The organism is Rhodococcus sp. 06-418-5 (genome assembly GCF_002258285.1).
Classification (GTDB): Bacteria; Actinomycetota; Actinomycetes; order Mycobacteriales; family Mycobacteriaceae; genus Rhodococcoides.
This window is the reverse complement of record NZ_NOYE01000018.1, coordinates 96,289-112,865: the sequence shown is the minus strand read 5'-3', so window position 1 is coordinate 112,865 and position 16,577 is coordinate 96,289. Positions and strand designations below refer to the sequence as shown.

Below are 16,577 nucleotides of genomic sequence, written 5' to 3'. Positions count from 1 at the left end.
GATCAGGACGTCGGTGCGTCGCCGACCCGCACCAGAAGCTTCTGGGCGTCACCGTTCGGGTCGAGCAGCCGCTCGAATCCGTCGGCGACGATGTTCTCGACGTCGATGATCTCGCTGACGACCTTCTCCACCGGGTAGCGCCCGGATGCGACCAGCGCGATGATGCGCGGCCAGTCGTACACCGGGTAGCACCAGGTACCCACCAGGGTCAGGTCCTTGTTGGACATGGCCATCGGATCGATCGTGGCCGGCTTCACGTGCAGACCGACCTGGGCGACGGTTCCGCCGGAGCGAACGCTGCCGAGTGCGGCCGTCAGTCCGTGTTGGTGACCCGAGCATTCCGCTGCGGCATCGACCCCGATACCGCCGGTCAGTGCGTGGACCGTGGCGGGCACGTCCTGCACGGTGGGGTCCAGTACCTCGGCGATGCCGAAGGCCTCGATCAGCGCTCGGCGCTTGGCATTCGGCTCGGACACGATGATCTTCGCCGCACCCGATGCGTGTGCGTACAGAGCGGACAGGGCACCGATCGGTCCCGCACCGGTGATGAGAATGGTGTCGCCTGCTCTCAGGCCGGTGCAGTCGACACCGTAGGCGGCCACCGCTGCCGGCTCGATGAGAGCGCCCTGGACGTCACTGACGCTGTCCGGGAGCACCGACACCTGCTGTTCCTGCACCGCAACCAGTTCGGAGATTCCTCCGCCGCCCCAGCTCAACCCGGTGCAGGCCATGATCACACACAGGTGGTTGAGCCCGCGTCGGCAGTAGTAGCACTTGCCGCAGGTGACGAGCGGCATGACCGAGACGCGATCGCCCAACGCGACCGACGCCACGTCGGAGCCGATCTCGACCACGCGCGCCGAGAATTCGTGGCCGAACACCTGCGGGGCTTTCGCACCGGTGAGTGCGTGGGGTTCGGTCGGAATGACGATCGGACCGAAGGCGTACTCGTGCAGGTCCGTTCCGCAGATGCCGCAGAAGAACGGACGAAGCAGAACCTCGCCGGGGCCGACCTTCGGGGCCGGAACGTCTTCTACCCGTACATCGTGTCGGTCGTGAAATACCGCGGCGCGCATAGCTTTCTCCTGTAGTCGATGTTCTGTGTGCAGGGGGTGTCCGCGTCAGACCGCGGTGATTCCACCGTCGATGGTGACCGCGGAACCGGTCTGGTAACCGACGTCCTCGCGGAGGAGGAAAACCACCAGCTCGGCGATCTCCTCGGGTGATCCGTAGCGCCGAAGTGGTGTGCCTTCGATGAATCGGTCGCGCTCGAAGTTCGGATCGTCCGGGTTGACCAGACTTTCGGACCTCGACATCAACGGGGTGTCGACCGGCCCGGGGCAGATGCAGTTCACTCGAATGCCGTGAGCGGCGGATTCGGCTGCAGCACTGCGGGTCAGACCCAGAACGGCATGCTTGGTCACCACGTAGTCGGAGCGATCGGGAGCACCCTTGAGGCTGAGAATCGAACCGGTGTTGACCACCGCTCCACCTCCGGACCGACGCAGCAGTGGGAGTACGTGCTTGAGCCCGAAGAACATTCCGTTGAGGTTGACGTCGACCACCGATCGCCATTCGCTCTCGGTGGTGTCGACGATGGACTTGTGCACTCCCTCGACCCCGGCGTTGTTGAAGAACAGTCGTGGTTCACCGATCAGCGAGGTCGCGGCATCCGCATAGGCCTTCACCTGATCGTGGACGGACACGTCTGCGGCGAACGGATGGATCTCGCCGTCCGACTCAGAGGCGGTGCGCTCCGCGGCCGCCATGTTCATGTCGACGGCGAGCACCCGCGCACCCAGGGATGCCAGCCGATGCGCCACCGCTCGACCGATACCGCTGCCGGCACCGGTGACGATGGCACCTTTGTTCGAGAACTGCGACTGCTCGTTCATCGCTGACTCCTCGGGAGTATCCCGGCCGCGCGGTAGCTTTCGGTCTTGTCCATGAAACTCTCGAACGTGGATCGGAACCCGAGGAAGCCGGCCTTGCGGCTCTTGGTCATGTCGGTCAGGCATTCGATGTCGCGGCCCAGGTCGCCGTCGGTATGCCACCAGGACGCCAGGCGGTCGACATCGCCTTCGACCAGATCGTGCTTCGCGGCGATCTCCGCCCATACCTTCGGGGCGTCTTCCATGCGGTCGTCGAGCGGCTTGGGGGCGTCGGAGAATCCGACGGGTTCGACGCCGAACGCCTCCGCGATCTGCGGCCACATCCAGCGCCAGCGGAACACGTCACCGTTGGCGATGTTGAACGCTTCGTTCTCGCCCTCGACATGTGTTGCCGCCCAAATCATCTGCTCGGCGAGAAGGTCTGCGTCGGTGATGTCGGTCAGCCCGTTCCACTGGGTGTCCGAGCCGGGGAACACGAACGGAGCTCCGGTCTCGCGGCAGATCTCGGCGTAGACCCCGAGGGTGAGTGCCATGTTCATCGCGTTGCCCACCGCGTAGCCGAAGACGGTGTGCGCTCGGTGCACGCTCCAGGTGAACCCCTGCTTCTCCGACGCCGCGAACAGCTCGTCCTCTTGGGTGTAGTAGAAGTTCGGGTTCGGCAGCCGGGGTTCGCTCTCGTGGAACGGGGTTTCGGCCATGACACCGGTCGCGTAGTCGTCGAACGGGCCGAGATAGTGCTTCAGGCCGGTCATCAGCGCGACGTGACGCAGTGCGGACTTGCCCTTCATCGCACCGAGAACGTTGCGGACGATGCTCCCGTTGACCTCGATGTTCTCGGCCTCCGAGTCCTGCTTCATCCAGGCCGTGACGAACACGATCTCCGGGTCGACGCCGTCGAGTGCTGCAGTCAACGACTCCGCATCGAGCAGATTCGCCGAGACCGGCACCACGCCGTCGACCGGATTGGTCGTGCCGCGGGCCAGACCGTAGGTGGTCCACCCTGCGTCGACGAGCTGACGCGAGATCGTCTGGCCGGCAATGCCGGTGGCACCGATGACGAGTGCCGCTCTGCTGGGCGCGCTCATCGGATCGCCGGATCGACGAGGACTTTGCCTTCGACCTTGCCGGTCGAGAGCCTGTCCAACTCCGAGGGCAGTGCCGCCAGTCCGACGGGCGTCTCGGCCAGCTCTGCGCCGAGCGGTCCGGTGTTCAGGATATCCAGTGCGGCAGGCAGATCGGTGTCGCACACGTGGGCCAAGGTGGTTTCGAGAGTGATCTCTCGAAAGACGAGCGAATGCACATCCAGCTCCGGTTTCTCTTTGGGAATTCCTACTGCGAGCACGCGGCCACCGTCGGCCACCATGGTCAACGCCGAGACCAGCTGGCCGGGCGCTCCGCTCGCTTCGATGACGACATCAGGTTTCTTTCCGCCCAGAGCCTCGACGATGTCCGCGCCGAGGTCGTCGGACGGGGTGATCGTGCGGTGTGCTCCGAGGCGCGAGGCGCGATCCAGTCTCTTCCCCGGAAAGTCGACGACGGTGACCTCGACGTCGGCCAGGTGCTGCAGTCCGGCGAGGACGAAGGAGCCGATGGCACCGGCACCGATGACGACGACGTTGTCCCCGTCACGGGCACCCGAGCGCCGGGCAGCGTGAATCCCGACGGCCAAGGGCTGAGCGAGTCCGGCGTGGTCGATGGACAGCCCCTCGGGCAGCGCGCGCAATGTCTTCGACGGGACGCTCGCGTACTCCGCCATGCCGCCGTCGACGTTGAGTCCCAAGGTCTTGTAGGTCGCGCACTGGTTGGTGCGGCCTTCCCGGCAGCGTCGGCATGTGCCACACCAGATTCCGGCTCCGGTGGCCACCAGATCTCCGATCTTCGTCTCGGAGTCGGGGTCTGCTTCCACCACCTCGCCGACGAATTCGTGGCCGAGGATCAACGGGCCCTGATGCCCGCTGTTCGGATGCCGGCGCAGTACCGGAAAGGTCTTGGGTCCGGCCACCCATTCCGAGGCGTCGGTACCGCAGATACCCGAGCGTAGAACGCGTACGAGCGCCTCACCCGACCCGCGTCGGGGAACGGGAACCTCCTCGACGCGGATGTCGCGCGCGCCGTGGTACACGGCGGCCTGCATGGTGTCGGGCACGATTCCTCCTGGACGAACATTGAATGTGATGCACGCTACTTCTTGAGTGTAGAGTAACACTGCACATGTTCAGTGCCAAGCGTCACACCGTGAAAACCTTTGTACGAACGCGGAACAGCGGAATGACCGAGCAATGAGACAATCGATGCACTACCGTCCGTCCAGTGAGTGCGTACACCCGGCAGCAGGGGGAGACGGTGAAGGCAGAGGTGGGAGGCGGCGAAAGAATGACCGAAGAAACTGTCCAGGTCGAATCGACCGAGACGGCTGTTCAGATGAACGCGCAGATGGGCCTGCGTCTACGCGGAGCGCGTGAGAAGGCGAACATGTCGCTGCGCGAGATGGCCCGTCGAGTTCACCTGTCCCCCAGCTTCATCTCCCAGGTCGAGCTCGGCCGAACGGCACCCTCGGTGGGCACGCTGTATGCCATGGTCACCGAGCTGGGTCTGTCCCTCGACTCCTTGATGGCCGAAGACGTGGCACCACACGACCTCGAGACCCCACAGCCCACGCCCTCGGCACGGCCGACGCTCACGGACCGCACCGAGGTGGCACATGCGAACGGTAGCTCGCGAACATCCTCGGTTCAGCCGCTCCCCGAAGTGGGAGTGCTCCCGGGTCTCCAGCGTGCCGACGAACGGCCCGAGTTGTACCTCGGCGGAGTCCGGTGGGAACGCCTGACCCCGGACGACGATCCGGACGTGGAGTTCCTCCGAGTCACCTACCCTGCCGGGACCGAATCCTGCCCCGCGGACAACCTGATGAACCACGGCGGCAAGGAATACATCCATATCCTGTCCGGACGCTTGGAGATTCAGGTCGCCTTCGCTCGCCAGGTGCTCGGCCCGGGCGACAGTCTCCACTTCGACTCGTCCATTCCGCACCGGTTGAGCAACCCACACGACGAGACCTGCGTCGCAATCTGGTTCGTGGTCGGCCGACAGAAGTGATGCGGTCTCACACCGCCGTGTAACCGCCGTCGACCACCAGTGCCGCGCCGTGCACGAAACGCGCCTCGTCACTGGCCAGGAACAGCACCGCGTTGGCGACGTCCTCCGGCTCACCGACGTGACCGATCGGATGCTTGGGCTCCATGATGTCGAGATAGCCGCGCAATCCACCCTCGCTACGTTCGGCCAGCTCACGCACGAACGGAGTCAGAATGGTGCCGGGGTGCACCGAGTTGACCCTGATGCCGTCGCGTCCGTACGTCACCGCATCCTTCTTCGTCATGATCGTGACCGCGCCCTTGGCCGCGTGGTACGGGGCCATCTCGTGCGAGCCGACGAGCCCGTAGATCGACGAGATGTTGACGATGCTGCCACCGCCGTTGGCCCGCAGGTGCCCGATGGAGTGCTTGGTGCAGAAGAAGACGCCCTTCACATCGACCGCGAACACTGCGTCCCACTCGGCCTCGGTGACCTCGTGGGTTGGCTTGTCGACACCGGAGATGCCGGCGTTGTTGACGAGGATGTCGAGCTTTCCGAACGTCGCGGTCACCTGCTCGAACACCGAGGACACCTCGGCTTCGTCACTGACGTCCAATCGCCAGAACGCCGCCCGGCCACCCTGCTCCTCGATCAGCCGGACGGTCTCGAGTCCGTCGCTCTCGGAGACGTCGGTGACCGCGACGGCGGCTCCTTGGGCAGCGAACAGCGTCGCCATAGCGCGACCCATTCCCTTGCCGGATCCGGTGACGATGGCGACTTTGTCGGTCAGACGAGACATGAAGGGTCCTCGGTGTCGTATGGGTTCGGAAATCAGAGGCTTGCGTCGAAAGTGATGTGCACCTTGATGTTCTCGGCCGGCTTCTGTGCCTCGTCGAGAGCGGTCACGGCATCGTCGGCCGCTATTTCGCGCGTCACGAGTCCACCGAGATCGAGCCCACTCCTGGCGATGAAACGCAGGGTCGCAGGCCACACGCCCGGCGAGCCGATCGCACCGCGAATGTCGAGCTCCTTGGATTGGATGAGCCCCAGTTTGGCCGGTGCCGATCGTCCGACGTCGATGCCGATGTACACCACCCGTGCGCGGTGCCCGGCGAGTTCGAGTGCACTGGCCATCACCTCGGGTCGGCCGGTTGCCTCGACGACGACGTCGGCACCTCGGCCGCCACTGACTCGGTCGAGTAGTTCGTCGACCTCCTCCGGGGTGACCGCATGGGCGGCACCGAGTTTCAGCGCAGCCTGCCGACGTCCCTCGGATGGCTCGACCACGATGGTCGTCGCCCCCAGTGCTGCGCCGCCGGCCACCACCCCGAGGCCGATCGGCCCGGCTCCGAGTACGACGAGTACGTCGCTCGCGTTGACGTTTCCGGCGCGCATCAGTCCGTAGTAGCCGCAGCTGAACGGTTCGACGAGCGCGCCGCTGGTGAACGAGACCTCGTCGGGAAGCTTGTGCAGCCATGCGGGTTTGACGACGAAGAACTCTGCCGCGGCTCCGCTGATGGAGAACCCGAAGTGGTCATCGCCGATGACGCATTCTCCGACGACACGGTCGCCCACCTGGAAGCCGTCGACGTCGGCACCGACCTTCGCGACCTCACCGGACCATTCGTGTCCGGGAATGATCGGGTATTCGAACGGGATGATGTAGCGGCCCTCGAGCAGTTCGATATCGGAATGGCAGACGCCGACCGATCGTGCGGCGATCAGAACCTCGTCCGCCGCTATGGTCGGGATGTCGAGGTCGGCGACCTCGGCCCGATTCTCTCCGACGAACCTGAGTGCTTTCACTGTTGTCTCCTCTGTATGACGTTGGTGTGCGGGCGATCAGTGCTTGCGGGCCGAATTACGTTGCTGCAAAGCGACATACAGTACGGCGGCCACGATGACGATTGCGCCCTGCAACCAGTACTGCCATGCCGTGCCCAGACGCAGGAAGTTGGCGAGGGCCAGAATCACCTGCAGCAGAAGCGCGCCGAGCAGTACCGCTACCGGCGAACCGCTACCGCCACGCAACAGTGTTCCGGCCACGACGACCGCGGTGATGGCCGACAGGGTGAAACCGATCCCCTGGTTGGGGTCACCGACGCCGACCTGACCGACCAACATGATCCCGCCGAGCATCGTCATCAACGAGCAGCCGATGTAGGCCGCGGTCACGGTGAGACCGTTGCGCACGCCCATCTTCTCCGCGATGCTGCTGTCGGATCCCGACGCGCGCAGGGCCATTCCGGGTCGCGTGTATCGCAGAACCGCGCCGAGCGCGACGGCGGCGAGTACCGCGATCAGGAACGCCACCGGAATCGGACCGATGCTGTAGTTGATCGCATCGAGAATCGCGAAGTCGACGTATCCATCGATCTCCGGCCGAAGCAGCAGCGATATTCCTTGAATACCGATGTATGTCACCAGAGTTGCTGCGACGGCGGTGAACCCCAGGCCCCGAATCAGTCCGCCGTTGATTGCACCCACGACGATCGCTGCCGCCACCGCGACGGCGACACCGGCAACCAGACTCACCACCGAGGCCCCGTCGAACCAGAAGAACGACATGATGACCAGTACCAATCCGGTGAGCGGTCCCACCGACAGATCGATACCGCCGGTCATCACCACCAGCATCTGGCCGAGCGCGATGAAGCCGAGCGCCGTGGTGGTGAGCAGAACCGACACGATGTTGGCCTCACCGAGGAACCGCACGTTCTGCGTCGTGGCGATCAGTGACAGCAGGACGATGGCTCCGAGCAGGATGTACGCGGGCAACGATCGAACGAGCTTGTTGGGCGGCGTGTCCACCGCGCCGGCACCGGATGTCGCGGCACTGTTTCGGTGACCGGTCGCCGACACCATCGCCTGCATCATGTTGTGCTCGGTCACCGCATCACCACTGAGCGATTCGACCACGGTGCCGCGGGAGAGAACCAGAACCCTGTCGCACAGTCCTTCGAGTTCGACGGCGTCGGAGGACAGTACGACGATCGCCATGCCCGCGTCGGCGGCGTCGCGCAGCTCGCGGTAGATCTCGGCGCGCGCACCGGCGTCGACGCCCTGAGTCGGCTCCTCGGCCAGGATCAACGCGGGCTTCGACAGCAGCGCTCGGGCCAACACCACTTTCTGCTGATTTCCGCCCGATAGATTTCCCACCGCCGTGTCGACGCTCGGTGCCTTCACCGTCAGCGAGTCGGCCATCGCCGACGTCAGTTTTCGCTCGCGGCTCTTGTCGATGATCCCGTGGCGGACGAAGCGACCGAACGCACCGAGCGCGGAGTTCTCCCGGATCGAGAAGTCCGGCAGTACCCCTTCTCCCGCGCGGTCGGCGGGCATGAAGGCGATGCCGGCCTTGTGGGCGTCCGCCGAGGACTTCAGTGTCAACCGATCACCACCCAACCGCACGGTCCCGGTGGACTCGGTCAATCCGGCAAGGGCGCGAAGCAGTGCCACCTGGCCGTTGCCCGCGACGCCTGCGAGTCCGACGATCTCGCCTGCGCCGACCGTGAAGGAGACGTCGTCGAAATCCGGGCTCGACAGGTTCTCGACCACGAGACCGTCTGCGCTCGGCCCGGTTCCCTTGGGCGGGAACACGGCGTCGACGTCGCGGCCTGCGATGAGCGTGATGATCTCGTCGTCGGTGAGCGACTGCGGATCGTAGGAGCCGCGCACCCGTCCGTCGCGAAGAATGGTCATCGTGTCCGCCAGTTCCCGGACCTCGGGGATGCGGTGGGTGATGTAGACGACCGCCACCCCGGCTGCGGCGAATCGGCGCACCTGCTCGAACAGCAGATCCACCTTGTCCTGTACCAGCGGCGCGGTCGGCTCGTCGAGGATGAGCACCTTGGTGTCGGTCGCGAGCGCCTTGGCGATCTCGATCAGCTGACGCTCCGCGATGGGAAGGTCACCGCACTTGGTGTCGGGATGGACGGTGCAGCCCACCACCGCCAACTTCTCGGTGACCCACGGGCCCATCTCGAACACCGAGGGACGCATGGTCCGAGGAATGGCCAGCACGAGGTTCTCGGCGAGCGTCAGGTCCGGCAACAGGGCCGGAGTCTGGTGAACGATGGAGATGCCGAGAGCCAACGCGTCGGCCGGGGTGAGAGCGGTCCGCTCGACGCCGTCGACGACGACGGATCCCGATGTGGGCGTCTGGGTTCCCGAGATGATCGACATCAGCGTCGACTTGCCCGCGCCGTTCTCGCCGAGAAGAGCGTGCACCTGTCCCGGTCTGATGTCGATGTCGACACCGGACAGTGCGGTGACGGGGCCGAAGGTCATGCCGATGCCGCGAACCTGAAGGTACGGCTCGGCGAGAACGGTTGTGGACGTGAATGTCTCGTTCATCGAAGCTCCTGACAGCACTGGCTGCGGTGTGATCGGACGTGTCATTGCAGAACCTCTCCGATGCGTTGCGGATCGAGGGTGCTGGACAGGAGGGCATCCTCGGGTAGAGCCGGGTTGCAGATCGGCGCGCTCGGTTCGGCGCTGATCGAATCCTCGAACGCCACCGGCACATCGACCTTGGACTCGGGTGCGATGCCTCCGGTTGCTTCGGCTACGACGTGCTGGACGGCGAGGCGCACCATGTAGGTCTGCGACGTGACCGTGAACAACTCGAACCCAAGATTGGCGTCCTTGAGCTGCGCGTACTGGCAGGACAGTCCGTTGGAGTCGGCCGACGCGATCAGCGGCAGCGGACGTCCGGCCTGCTGGAATGCCGTCATGATGCTGGTCGCGGCGAAGTCGGTCATCACCGCGTCGATCTGGGGGAAACGCGAGAGCATGGTCGAGGTGGCCTGCTGGGTTTCCGCGGGCGTCCAGTTGGTGACGGTGAACGGTTGGTCGCCGATCAACTTGATGCCCGGATGATCGACCAGGACTTCCTGCATGCCTTCGTACTCCGCGAGATCCTGGGAGTTCGCGGGCGGTCCGCCGAGGAACAGGACATTGCCTTCCCCGTTCGGCAGCGATTTCACCAGCCACTCGGCGTACAACCGGCCGATCGCGCCGAAGTCGGCGGCCACGAACGTGGTGTACTCCGAGCCCTCGGACCCACCGGGAGATATCCGGTAGGGAACGACGGCGACACCGGCCTTGTATTCGTAGCGCAGCGCCGGAAGAATCGCTTGTCCTGCGTCGGGGAACACCAGCATGCCGTCGACGCCCTGAGCGCCGAGGCTCTTGATGTCGGCGATCGCCTTCTGAGTGTCACCCTGGGCATCGGTGGTGATGAAGTCCGTGACGGACGAACACTTGGCGAGCTCGTCCTGCAACTCGGCGAAATTGGTTCGCTTCCAACTGTTTCCGCCGCTACCGTCGGCGAACCCGATGACGGCCTCGTTGGGGCCACACCAGTCCGGCCGTGGCTCGCTACTGGACACGGTCTCGAAGCCGCCCACCGAACAGCCCGCGATCAGGGCGGCAACGGGCAGCAGCGTGAGCATCCGCAGGGTGTAGGTCGTGAGCTTCATCGATGATGTCCTCGAGTCAAGGGGGAAGAACGAATGTCGTAACGGGCCAGGTGCCGTGTGCCGGCGGTCATGCCACCTCGACCGGCTTTCTGGGTTCCTCGACGGCCGGGGCGCGACGCTTGCCGCCGGGCCGGAAACCGCTGTGGAAAGCGACACCGAGACCGAGCGCGAGAGCCTGGATGAGGATCTGCCAGCCGTAGGCGAGTCCCAGAGTCGAGGCCAACCGGTCGACCTGAGTGAAGAAGACTGCAGCGATCAACGAGGCGAGCACACTGCCCTTACCGCCGAGCAGCGATGTACCACCGAGAACGACGGCAGCCACCGACGGCAGCAGGTAGGTGTTGCCCTCACTGATTCCCGGGGTGTTCACGATGCCGGTCAGCAACACGCCGGCGACGGCATACAGCACTGCCGCAACGGAGTACGCGCCCAGTGTGTAACGCAACGGTGCAATACCTGCCGCGACGGCGACCCGCGGATTGGCACCGACGGCCTCGAAGATGCGTCCGGTCGGGGTGAGTCGAACGACGACCCCGACGACGACGGTCAGGACGATCGCGACGACCACGGTCACCGGAACTCCGAGCAGCGTCGATCCGATGACATCGGACAGTCCGGTGGGGGTACGACGTGCAGCACCCTCGGAGACCGCCCAGGTCGCACCGATGAGGAGCGCATTCATACCGAGGGTCGCGACGATTGGTGCCACGTTCAACCGCGCGACGACGAAGCCCGACACGGCTCCGGCCACCGCAGCGATGAGAAAGGCCGCGGCTACTGCCAGGAAGATCGCGCCGGGTGTGCCGCTGCTCGCGAGTTTGGTGACCACGACGACGGACAGTGAGAACACGCCCGGTACCGACAGATCGATACCGCCTTGCTGCACGACCAGGGTTTGCCCGATCGCGACGACCGCCAGGATCGCGGCGAACGGCAGCATCGCGGAGATCGCCCCACCGCTGACACTCTGTGGCGCGAGTACTGCGCTGATCAGGAACAGAACGACGGTGGCGATTCCGATCGCGACGGCACCTCTGGCTCGTCCGCTCAGGGCCGTGCGCAGTCCGCCTGCCGTCGATCGTTCGTTGCCGGGAGTGGGCCCGATTCCCGTCGAGGGCGCGGGTCCCCCAGCCGATTGACCATGTGATGTCACGAGAGTTCTCCGTTGATCGGGCGATGAGGGTTGTGAATCCATAGGGATGTTTCGCTGCGTGAAACTCGGCTGTGCACAAGCAGGCGAACATAGAGCCTCAGAATGTCCACCAGTGCTGCATTAATGTCCTGTCCTGATTGAACTGTGCAGTGGGTCACTTTGTCAAGCACGCAATGCTGTGGGCCACTTCTGACGGGCATGCAGATGCCTCTAGCTGCACTTACTCGGCGAAAAATGTGGCGGTCTCGCACCGACCGAAGTACAGGAAGACCGTTTCGTCACGGTCGGGAGTGTTCTGTGACAGTTGACACTCACCGTCCGGCTGCCTACCGTCATCACCACCGGCACACCTGCAGCCGCTCGACTTTTCAGGAGAACCCATGACACAGGCCCAGGAACTCGACATCGACGCCATCAAGGCCACGATCTCCGAGCTCGAGAACAAGCGCTACACGGCGATCGTCGACGGCGACCTCGATGCCTTCACCAGCTGCTGCCACCCGAACCTCGTCTACACCCACTCCGACGGCAGCCGCGATACCGTCGAGTCGTACCTGAAGAAGGTCACCTCGGGCTTCTACGTCTACCACCGCATCGACCACCCCACCGACGACATTCTGGTCTCGGGCGACACCGCAGTGGTGGTCGGTGAGATGAACGCGAGTATCACCGCCAACGGCACCGAGAAGGAACTGGTGAACAACTCGATCGCCGTGTGGGTCAAGGAGAACGACCAGTGGCTGCTCCTCGCCTACCAGCCGACTCCGCGCCCCTCGCACTGACACTCACTCGGCTCACTGACACACCGGAGGCACGGATGCTCGAATTCGAGCACGATTCACTCGCACAACGCGTTCTGTTCGGAGCAGGCAAAGCAGCATCGAATCTCGCTGCCGAGGTCGCTCGACTCGGTGCCACCTCCGTCATGGTGATCGCCGGCCCCGCCGAGACCGATCTGGCCAACTCGGTATGCAGCGAGATCGAGCCGCGACTGATGTATTCCGAAGTGGTCCAGCATGTTCCGATCGAGACGGCGGAGAAGGCGCGAGCCGCAGCTCACGAGCACGACATCGATCTGCTGGTCAGCATCGGAGGCGGGTCGACCACCGGCCTGGCGAAAGCCGTCGCCCTCACCAGCGGTATCCCCATCGTCGCCGTTCCCACCACGTACGCGGGCTCGGAAGCCACGAACGTGTGGGGACTGACCGAGTCCTCGCGCAAGACCACCGGCGTCGACGCGCGGGTGCTCCCCACCACCGTGATTTACGACGTGCTCTCGCTGTTGACCCTGCCGGTGGAGTTGAGCGTGGCGTCGGGACTCAACGCTCTGGCGCATTCCGTCGACTCGATGTGGGCTCCGCGCGCGGATCCGATCAACTCGACGCTCGCGGTGGAGGCCATCACTGCACTGTCCAGCGGACTTCGAGACATCAAACGAGATTCCGCCAGCCAATCCGGCCATGAGCAAACCCTGTACGGCGCTTACCTTTCCGCGGTCGCCTTCGCGTCCGCAGGGTCCGGACTGCACCACAAGATCTGTCATGTGCTCGGCGGCACGTACAACATGCCGCATGCCCAAACCCATGCGATCGTGCTGCCACACGTACTCGAATACAACGCTCCGTATGCACCGACGGCCGAGCAGCGCATCGCGAGTGCCTTCGGGAGCAGCACTGCAGTCGAGGGACTGTGGTCGCTCCGAACCGAACTCGACGCACCTACCGCGCTGCGCGACTACGGGATGAACGAGTCCGATCTGGATGAGGCCGTCGCACTCGTTCTCGACGCGGCTCCCGCCTCCAATCCGCGGCCGGTCACTGCTGAATCGCTCATGATACTGCTCCGTAACGCCTGGGCCGGAACGACTTCCGAGAACGAGGGACGCTGACATGGGTATCGACAGTCGCACCGACATCTCCGCCGAGCAGAGCAGCCGGGAGCGGGCACTGACCGACAAGGTCGTCGCCAGTTTCGCCGACACCCCCGATCCGCGACTGCGAGAACTGCTCACGGGATTGACCGAGCATCTCCACGCGTTCATCCGAGAGGTCCGGCTGACGCAGGACGAATGGAACACGGCCATCGAGTTCCTCACCGAGGTCGGTCACATCACCGATGACCGACGTCAGGAATTCATTCTGCTCTCCGACGTTTTCGGGGCCTCGATGCAGACCGTGACCGTCAACAACGAAGCGATCGCAGGCGAGACGGAGGCGACGGTGTTCGGTCCGTTCTTCGTCGACGACGCCCCCGCCATCGAGTCGGGCGGGGACATCTCCCACGGCGCACCGGGCCAGGCCTGCTGGGTCGAGGGAACCGTCACCGATATCGCAGGCGATCCCGTTGCGAATGCTCGGATCGAAGTATGGGAGGCCGACGACGACGGCTTCTACGACGTCCAGTACTCCGACGGACGGGTCGCCGCCCGCGGTCACCTGCTCTCCGACGAGAACGGAAAGTTTGCGTTCTGGGGCCTCACCCCGACTCCGTACCCCATCCCGTTCGACGGACCCGTCGGGCGGATGCTCGACGCCGCAGGACGCTCGCCGATGCGGGCGTCGCACCTGCATTTCATGGTCACCGCCGAGGGGCAGCGGACACTGATCACCCACATCTTCGTACGCGGCGACGAACTGCTCGATCGCGACTCGGTGTTCGGCGTCAAGGACTCCCTCGTCAAAGACTTCGTGGAACAGCCTGCCGGAACCCGCACGCCCGACGGTCGCGACCTCGGAGAAAACACCTGGTCGAGAGTGCAATTCAACATCGTTCTCGCGCCGGAGCAATAGAGACCACGCAAACCCCGGTGGCGCTCGCCGCTCCGTGGGGAGACATCTCCTGCAGAATCGGAATTGCACGGATTTGTGCTGTCGAGCAGCGGGCGACCTGGAACTGACCCGACAGGATCAGGCCGGCATGAAATCCCGGAGCACGGGAAGTCTCGACGCCGAGCGATTCGCGAGCGTGGGCACGCAACCCAGCAGCCCCTTGGTGTACGGATGCGTCGCGGTCGCGACGATCTCCGCGGACGCCTTCTGCTCCACCAACTCACCCCGGTACATAACCAGCATCGTGTCGGAGAACTCGAGGCACAGCTTGATGTCGTGACTGACGATGAGCAGCGCAGTCCCCTGCTCCTGGGTCAGGTTCTGCAGCAGCTCCATCGTTCCGCGAGCAAGAGATGCATCGAGCGCGCTGGTCGGCTCGTCGGCAATCAGCAGTCGCGGAGACCCGCACAACGCCAGAGCCGTCATCACCCGTTGCCGCATTCCGCCGGACAACTCGTACGGCCGACTCCGCATCACCCGCTTCGTGTCGGAGAGCCCGACCTTGTTCAGCCAGTACGCGGTCGTATCCGCACGCTCACGCCTGCCCTTGATTCCCGCTCCCGCGAGCACGTGCTTGAACTGGCCCCCGATGGTCCACACCGGGTCCAGGGCCGTCATCGCGTCCTGGAACACCATCGCGATTCCCTCGGTACGCCGAGGGACACTGCGTCCCGTTTCCGGCTGCGCGGGCCTGCCCTCGAACTCCAGCCGCGTCGAGTTCACCGTTGCGCCCGCGGACACGTCGAGCAAACCTGCGATCGTCATGGCCAGGGTCGATTTCCCCGAACCCGACTCGCCCACCAGCGCAACCCGCTGACCGGGCGCAATAGCGAACGAGACATCCTTCACCGCCACTACTGCACTGTCTCCCGAGCCGTACGTCACACTGAGATTCTCGACATCGAGCACCGACGTGTGATCTGCGGCCCCCGAATCCCTATGCGCATCGCTCGGGCGGATCGAAAGCGAAAGAGCCTCGGGCTCTGCAGTTGTCGTCATGTTTGTCTCCCACCGAGACTCCGTCGAATATGGACGCCTCCCATGGTTGCGCCGCGGTGTTTCCCGCGGCCACGAAAACGGTAAACAGCGCATTACGCACGATTCGTTCACCAACGCGCGGCTCCGACCAGCAGTTCTTCCCGCAACTCCGACATAAAGGCCGCAACCTACACCGGGGTCCACGACCCGATCTCCGATAGACTCGATGTCGGTACAGGTGATCTCGACGTGGCGGCCACCCTTCTCACATTCTTGTGCACTCCCATGTGCGCATCATCGGAAGGCCCAGACGAATGACCCGCCCCTTCTTCGACGACGAATCCGGCTCTGTTGCAGCCCATCTGCGCAGACGAGCAGATGAACAACGAACCAGATACATTCGTGCGCAGTCGAACCGCGGCGAAAAGTTCGTGACCTCGCCCCGCCGTGTGTACGAGCTGATTCGCTCGGGAATCCGGCGAGGCACGATGCCCCACGACGAGGTTCTCTCCGAACAGCATCTCATCGAGACATTGGGCGCGACGAGAAACGCTGTGCGTAAGGCGCTTCAGATGCTCGCCGATGACGGCGTCGTCCTGCGGGCGCGTCGAGCAGGAACGTCGATCGCCCACGACATCGTGGCCGTCCGCGACGGCGAAGTGGGTCCGAGGGCGTGGGCCGGGATGCCGGACGAAGGCCGGCTGACGGTGGAGACCCTCGAATGCAGGCGCATCACTGCACCTGGGGTGATTCAGGAGTTCATCGGTGCCGACGTGGAATCGGTGATCCTGCTCGAGCAGATCGGCCGGATGAACGGGAAGCCGCTCTATCTGCGGGTCGGCTACTGCATCACGGACTTCGACATCGACGAATTCACCGAGCGCATCGAGAGCAACCACTCGGAGTTCCCGCCGATCGCAGTTGCCCATCACCGAATCTTCGGCACCACCTACGGTGGCAGTAGTTCCGTCGTGGAAGCCATCTCGTGTCAGGAACGAGCAGCCGAGCTGCTCGAAATGCAGGTGGGATCACCGGTACTGTTGCGCGAGTTGATCACTCGCGATACCGACGGCCGGCCGTCCGAGCTCAGCTTCACTCACTTCCGAGCAGACCGAGTAGCGATCATCGGATCGACCGTCACCGCCGGCACCACCACGCTGAACTGAAGAAG

The 16,577-nt window shown here is 64.4% G+C and carries 15 protein-coding genes; 5 read left to right on the top strand and 10 right to left on the bottom strand.

Annotated features, from left to right (window positions below; all coding sequences use genetic code 11):
- Nucleotides 1-2: 2 nt before the first annotated feature.
- The 4 genes from CH274_RS16435 to CH274_RS16420 are packed head-to-tail and all read right to left on the bottom strand — an operon-like array spanning nt 3 to nt 4,038.
- Nucleotides 3-1,076 (bottom strand): 2,3-butanediol dehydrogenase, encoded by a 1,074-nt coding sequence (locus tag CH274_RS16435; protein WP_094658127.1) that lies wholly within the window; start codon nt 1,074-1,076, stop codon nt 3-5.
- A gap of 45 nt (nt 1,077-1,121) precedes the next feature.
- Nucleotides 1,122-1,895, bottom strand: coding sequence for an SDR family NAD(P)-dependent oxidoreductase (locus CH274_RS16430; RefSeq protein ID WP_094658126.1), 774 nt, complete (start codon nt 1,893-1,895; stop codon nt 1,122-1,124).
- A complete protein-coding gene (locus tag CH274_RS16425) occupies nt 1,892-2,977 on the bottom strand; it encodes an SDR family oxidoreductase (protein ID WP_094658125.1) in 1,086 nt (361 codons plus the stop codon). The genes CH274_RS16430 and CH274_RS16425 overlap by 4 nt, the downstream gene beginning before the upstream one ends.
- On the bottom strand, nt 2,974-4,038 hold the full coding sequence (locus CH274_RS16420) for a zinc-dependent alcohol dehydrogenase (RefSeq protein ID WP_094658124.1): 1,065 nt from the start codon (nt 4,036-4,038) through the stop codon (nt 2,974-2,976). The genes CH274_RS16425 and CH274_RS16420 overlap by 4 nt, the downstream gene beginning before the upstream one ends.
- A gap of 164 nt (nt 4,039-4,202) precedes the next feature.
- Here CH274_RS16420 and CH274_RS16415 point away from each other — a divergent pair, with 164 nt between their 5' ends.
- Nucleotides 4,203-4,988, top strand: coding sequence for a helix-turn-helix domain-containing protein (locus CH274_RS16415; RefSeq protein ID WP_256993606.1), 786 nt, complete (start codon nt 4,203-4,205; stop codon nt 4,986-4,988).
- A 7-nt stretch (nt 4,989-4,995) separates the two neighbouring features.
- Here CH274_RS16415 and CH274_RS16410 read toward each other — a convergent pair whose 3' ends face one another.
- From CH274_RS16410 to CH274_RS16390, 5 genes are all read right to left on the bottom strand, one after another.
- On the bottom strand, nt 4,996-5,766 hold the full coding sequence (locus tag CH274_RS16410; protein WP_094658123.1) for an SDR family NAD(P)-dependent oxidoreductase: 771 nt from the start codon (nt 5,764-5,766) through the stop codon (nt 4,996-4,998).
- A 32-nt stretch (nt 5,767-5,798) separates the two neighbouring features.
- Complete coding sequence (locus CH274_RS16405; protein WP_094619632.1) at nt 5,799-6,773, bottom strand: zinc-dependent alcohol dehydrogenase; 975 nt, start codon at nt 6,771-6,773, stop codon at nt 5,799-5,801.
- Nucleotides 6,774-6,809: 36 nt separating this feature from the next.
- Nucleotides 6,810-9,320, bottom strand: coding sequence for an ATP-binding cassette domain-containing protein (locus CH274_RS16400; protein WP_094658270.1), 2,511 nt, complete (start codon nt 9,318-9,320; stop codon nt 6,810-6,812).
- Nucleotides 9,321-9,361: 41 nt separating this feature from the next.
- Entirely contained in the window at nt 9,362-10,447 is a 1,086-nt protein-coding gene (locus tag CH274_RS16395) for an ABC transporter substrate-binding protein (protein ID WP_094658122.1), read from the bottom strand.
- 67 nt (nt 10,448-10,514) lie between these two features.
- On the bottom strand, nt 10,515-11,600 hold the full coding sequence (locus tag CH274_RS16390; protein WP_094658121.1) for an ABC transporter permease: 1,086 nt from the start codon (nt 11,598-11,600) through the stop codon (nt 10,515-10,517).
- A 380-nt stretch (nt 11,601-11,980) separates the two neighbouring features.
- Here CH274_RS16390 and CH274_RS16385 point away from each other — a divergent pair, with 380 nt between their 5' ends.
- The 3 genes from CH274_RS16385 to CH274_RS16375 are packed head-to-tail and all read left to right on the top strand — an operon-like array spanning nt 11,981 to nt 14,389.
- Nucleotides 11,981-12,382, top strand: coding sequence for a nuclear transport factor 2 family protein (locus CH274_RS16385; protein ID WP_094619629.1), 402 nt, complete (start codon nt 11,981-11,983; stop codon nt 12,380-12,382).
- Nucleotides 12,383-12,417: 35 nt separating this feature from the next.
- Complete coding sequence (locus CH274_RS16380) at nt 12,418-13,488, top strand: maleylacetate reductase (protein ID WP_094647365.1); 1,071 nt, start codon at nt 12,418-12,420, stop codon at nt 13,486-13,488.
- A 1-nt stretch (nt 13,489) separates the two neighbouring features.
- The gene (locus tag CH274_RS16375; protein ID WP_094658120.1) at nt 13,490-14,389 is read left to right on the top strand and encodes a dioxygenase family protein; all 900 of its coding nucleotides are present in this window, start codon (nt 13,490-13,492) and stop codon (nt 14,387-14,389) included.
- Nucleotides 14,390-14,506: 117 nt separating this feature from the next.
- On the opposite strand, the gene CH274_RS16370 is transcribed toward CH274_RS16375, so the two are convergent.
- Entirely contained in the window at nt 14,507-15,427 is a 921-nt protein-coding gene (locus CH274_RS16370) for an ABC transporter ATP-binding protein (protein WP_094658119.1), read from the bottom strand.
- A gap of 293 nt (nt 15,428-15,720) precedes the next feature.
- Between CH274_RS16370 and CH274_RS16365 the strand changes: the two genes are divergently transcribed.
- Entirely contained in the window at nt 15,721-16,572 is an 852-nt protein-coding gene (locus CH274_RS16365; protein WP_045194160.1) for a GntR family transcriptional regulator, read from the top strand.
- Nucleotides 16,573-16,577 lie beyond the last annotated feature (5 nt).

Bases quoted from the DNA above. Each gene is read 5' to 3' on its own strand.
- CH274_RS16410 (WP_094658123.1), bottom strand. From the start codon at position 5,766: ATGTCTCGTCTGACCGACAAAGTCGCCATCGTCACCGGATCCGGCAAG.
- CH274_RS16400 (WP_094658270.1), bottom strand. From the start codon at position 9,320: ATGAACGAGACATTCACGTCCACAACCGTTCTCGCCGAGCCGTACCTT.
- CH274_RS16435 (WP_094658127.1), bottom strand. From the start codon at position 1,076: ATGCGCGCCGCGGTATTTCACGACCGACACGATGTACGGGTAGAAGAC.
- CH274_RS16430 (WP_094658126.1), bottom strand. From the start codon at position 1,895: ATGAACGAGCAGTCGCAGTTCTCGAACAAAGGTGCCATCGTCACCGGT.
- CH274_RS16365 (WP_045194160.1), top strand. From the start codon at position 15,721: ATGACCCGCCCCTTCTTCGACGACGAATCCGGCTCTGTTGCAGCCCAT.
- CH274_RS16385 (WP_094619629.1), top strand. From the start codon at position 11,981: ATGACACAGGCCCAGGAACTCGACATCGACGCCATCAAGGCCACGATC.
- CH274_RS16425 (WP_094658125.1), bottom strand. From the start codon at position 2,977: ATGAGCGCGCCCAGCAGAGCGGCACTCGTCATCGGTGCCACCGGCATT.
- CH274_RS16370 (WP_094658119.1), bottom strand. From the start codon at position 15,427: ATGACGACAACTGCAGAGCCCGAGGCTCTTTCGCTTTCGATCCGCCCG.
- CH274_RS16375 (WP_094658120.1), top strand. From the start codon at position 13,490: ATGGGTATCGACAGTCGCACCGACATCTCCGCCGAGCAGAGCAGCCGG.
- CH274_RS16395 (WP_094658122.1), bottom strand. From the start codon at position 10,447: ATGAAGCTCACGACCTACACCCTGCGGATGCTCACGCTGCTGCCCGTT.
- CH274_RS16380 (WP_094647365.1), top strand. From the start codon at position 12,418: ATGCTCGAATTCGAGCACGATTCACTCGCACAACGCGTTCTGTTCGGA.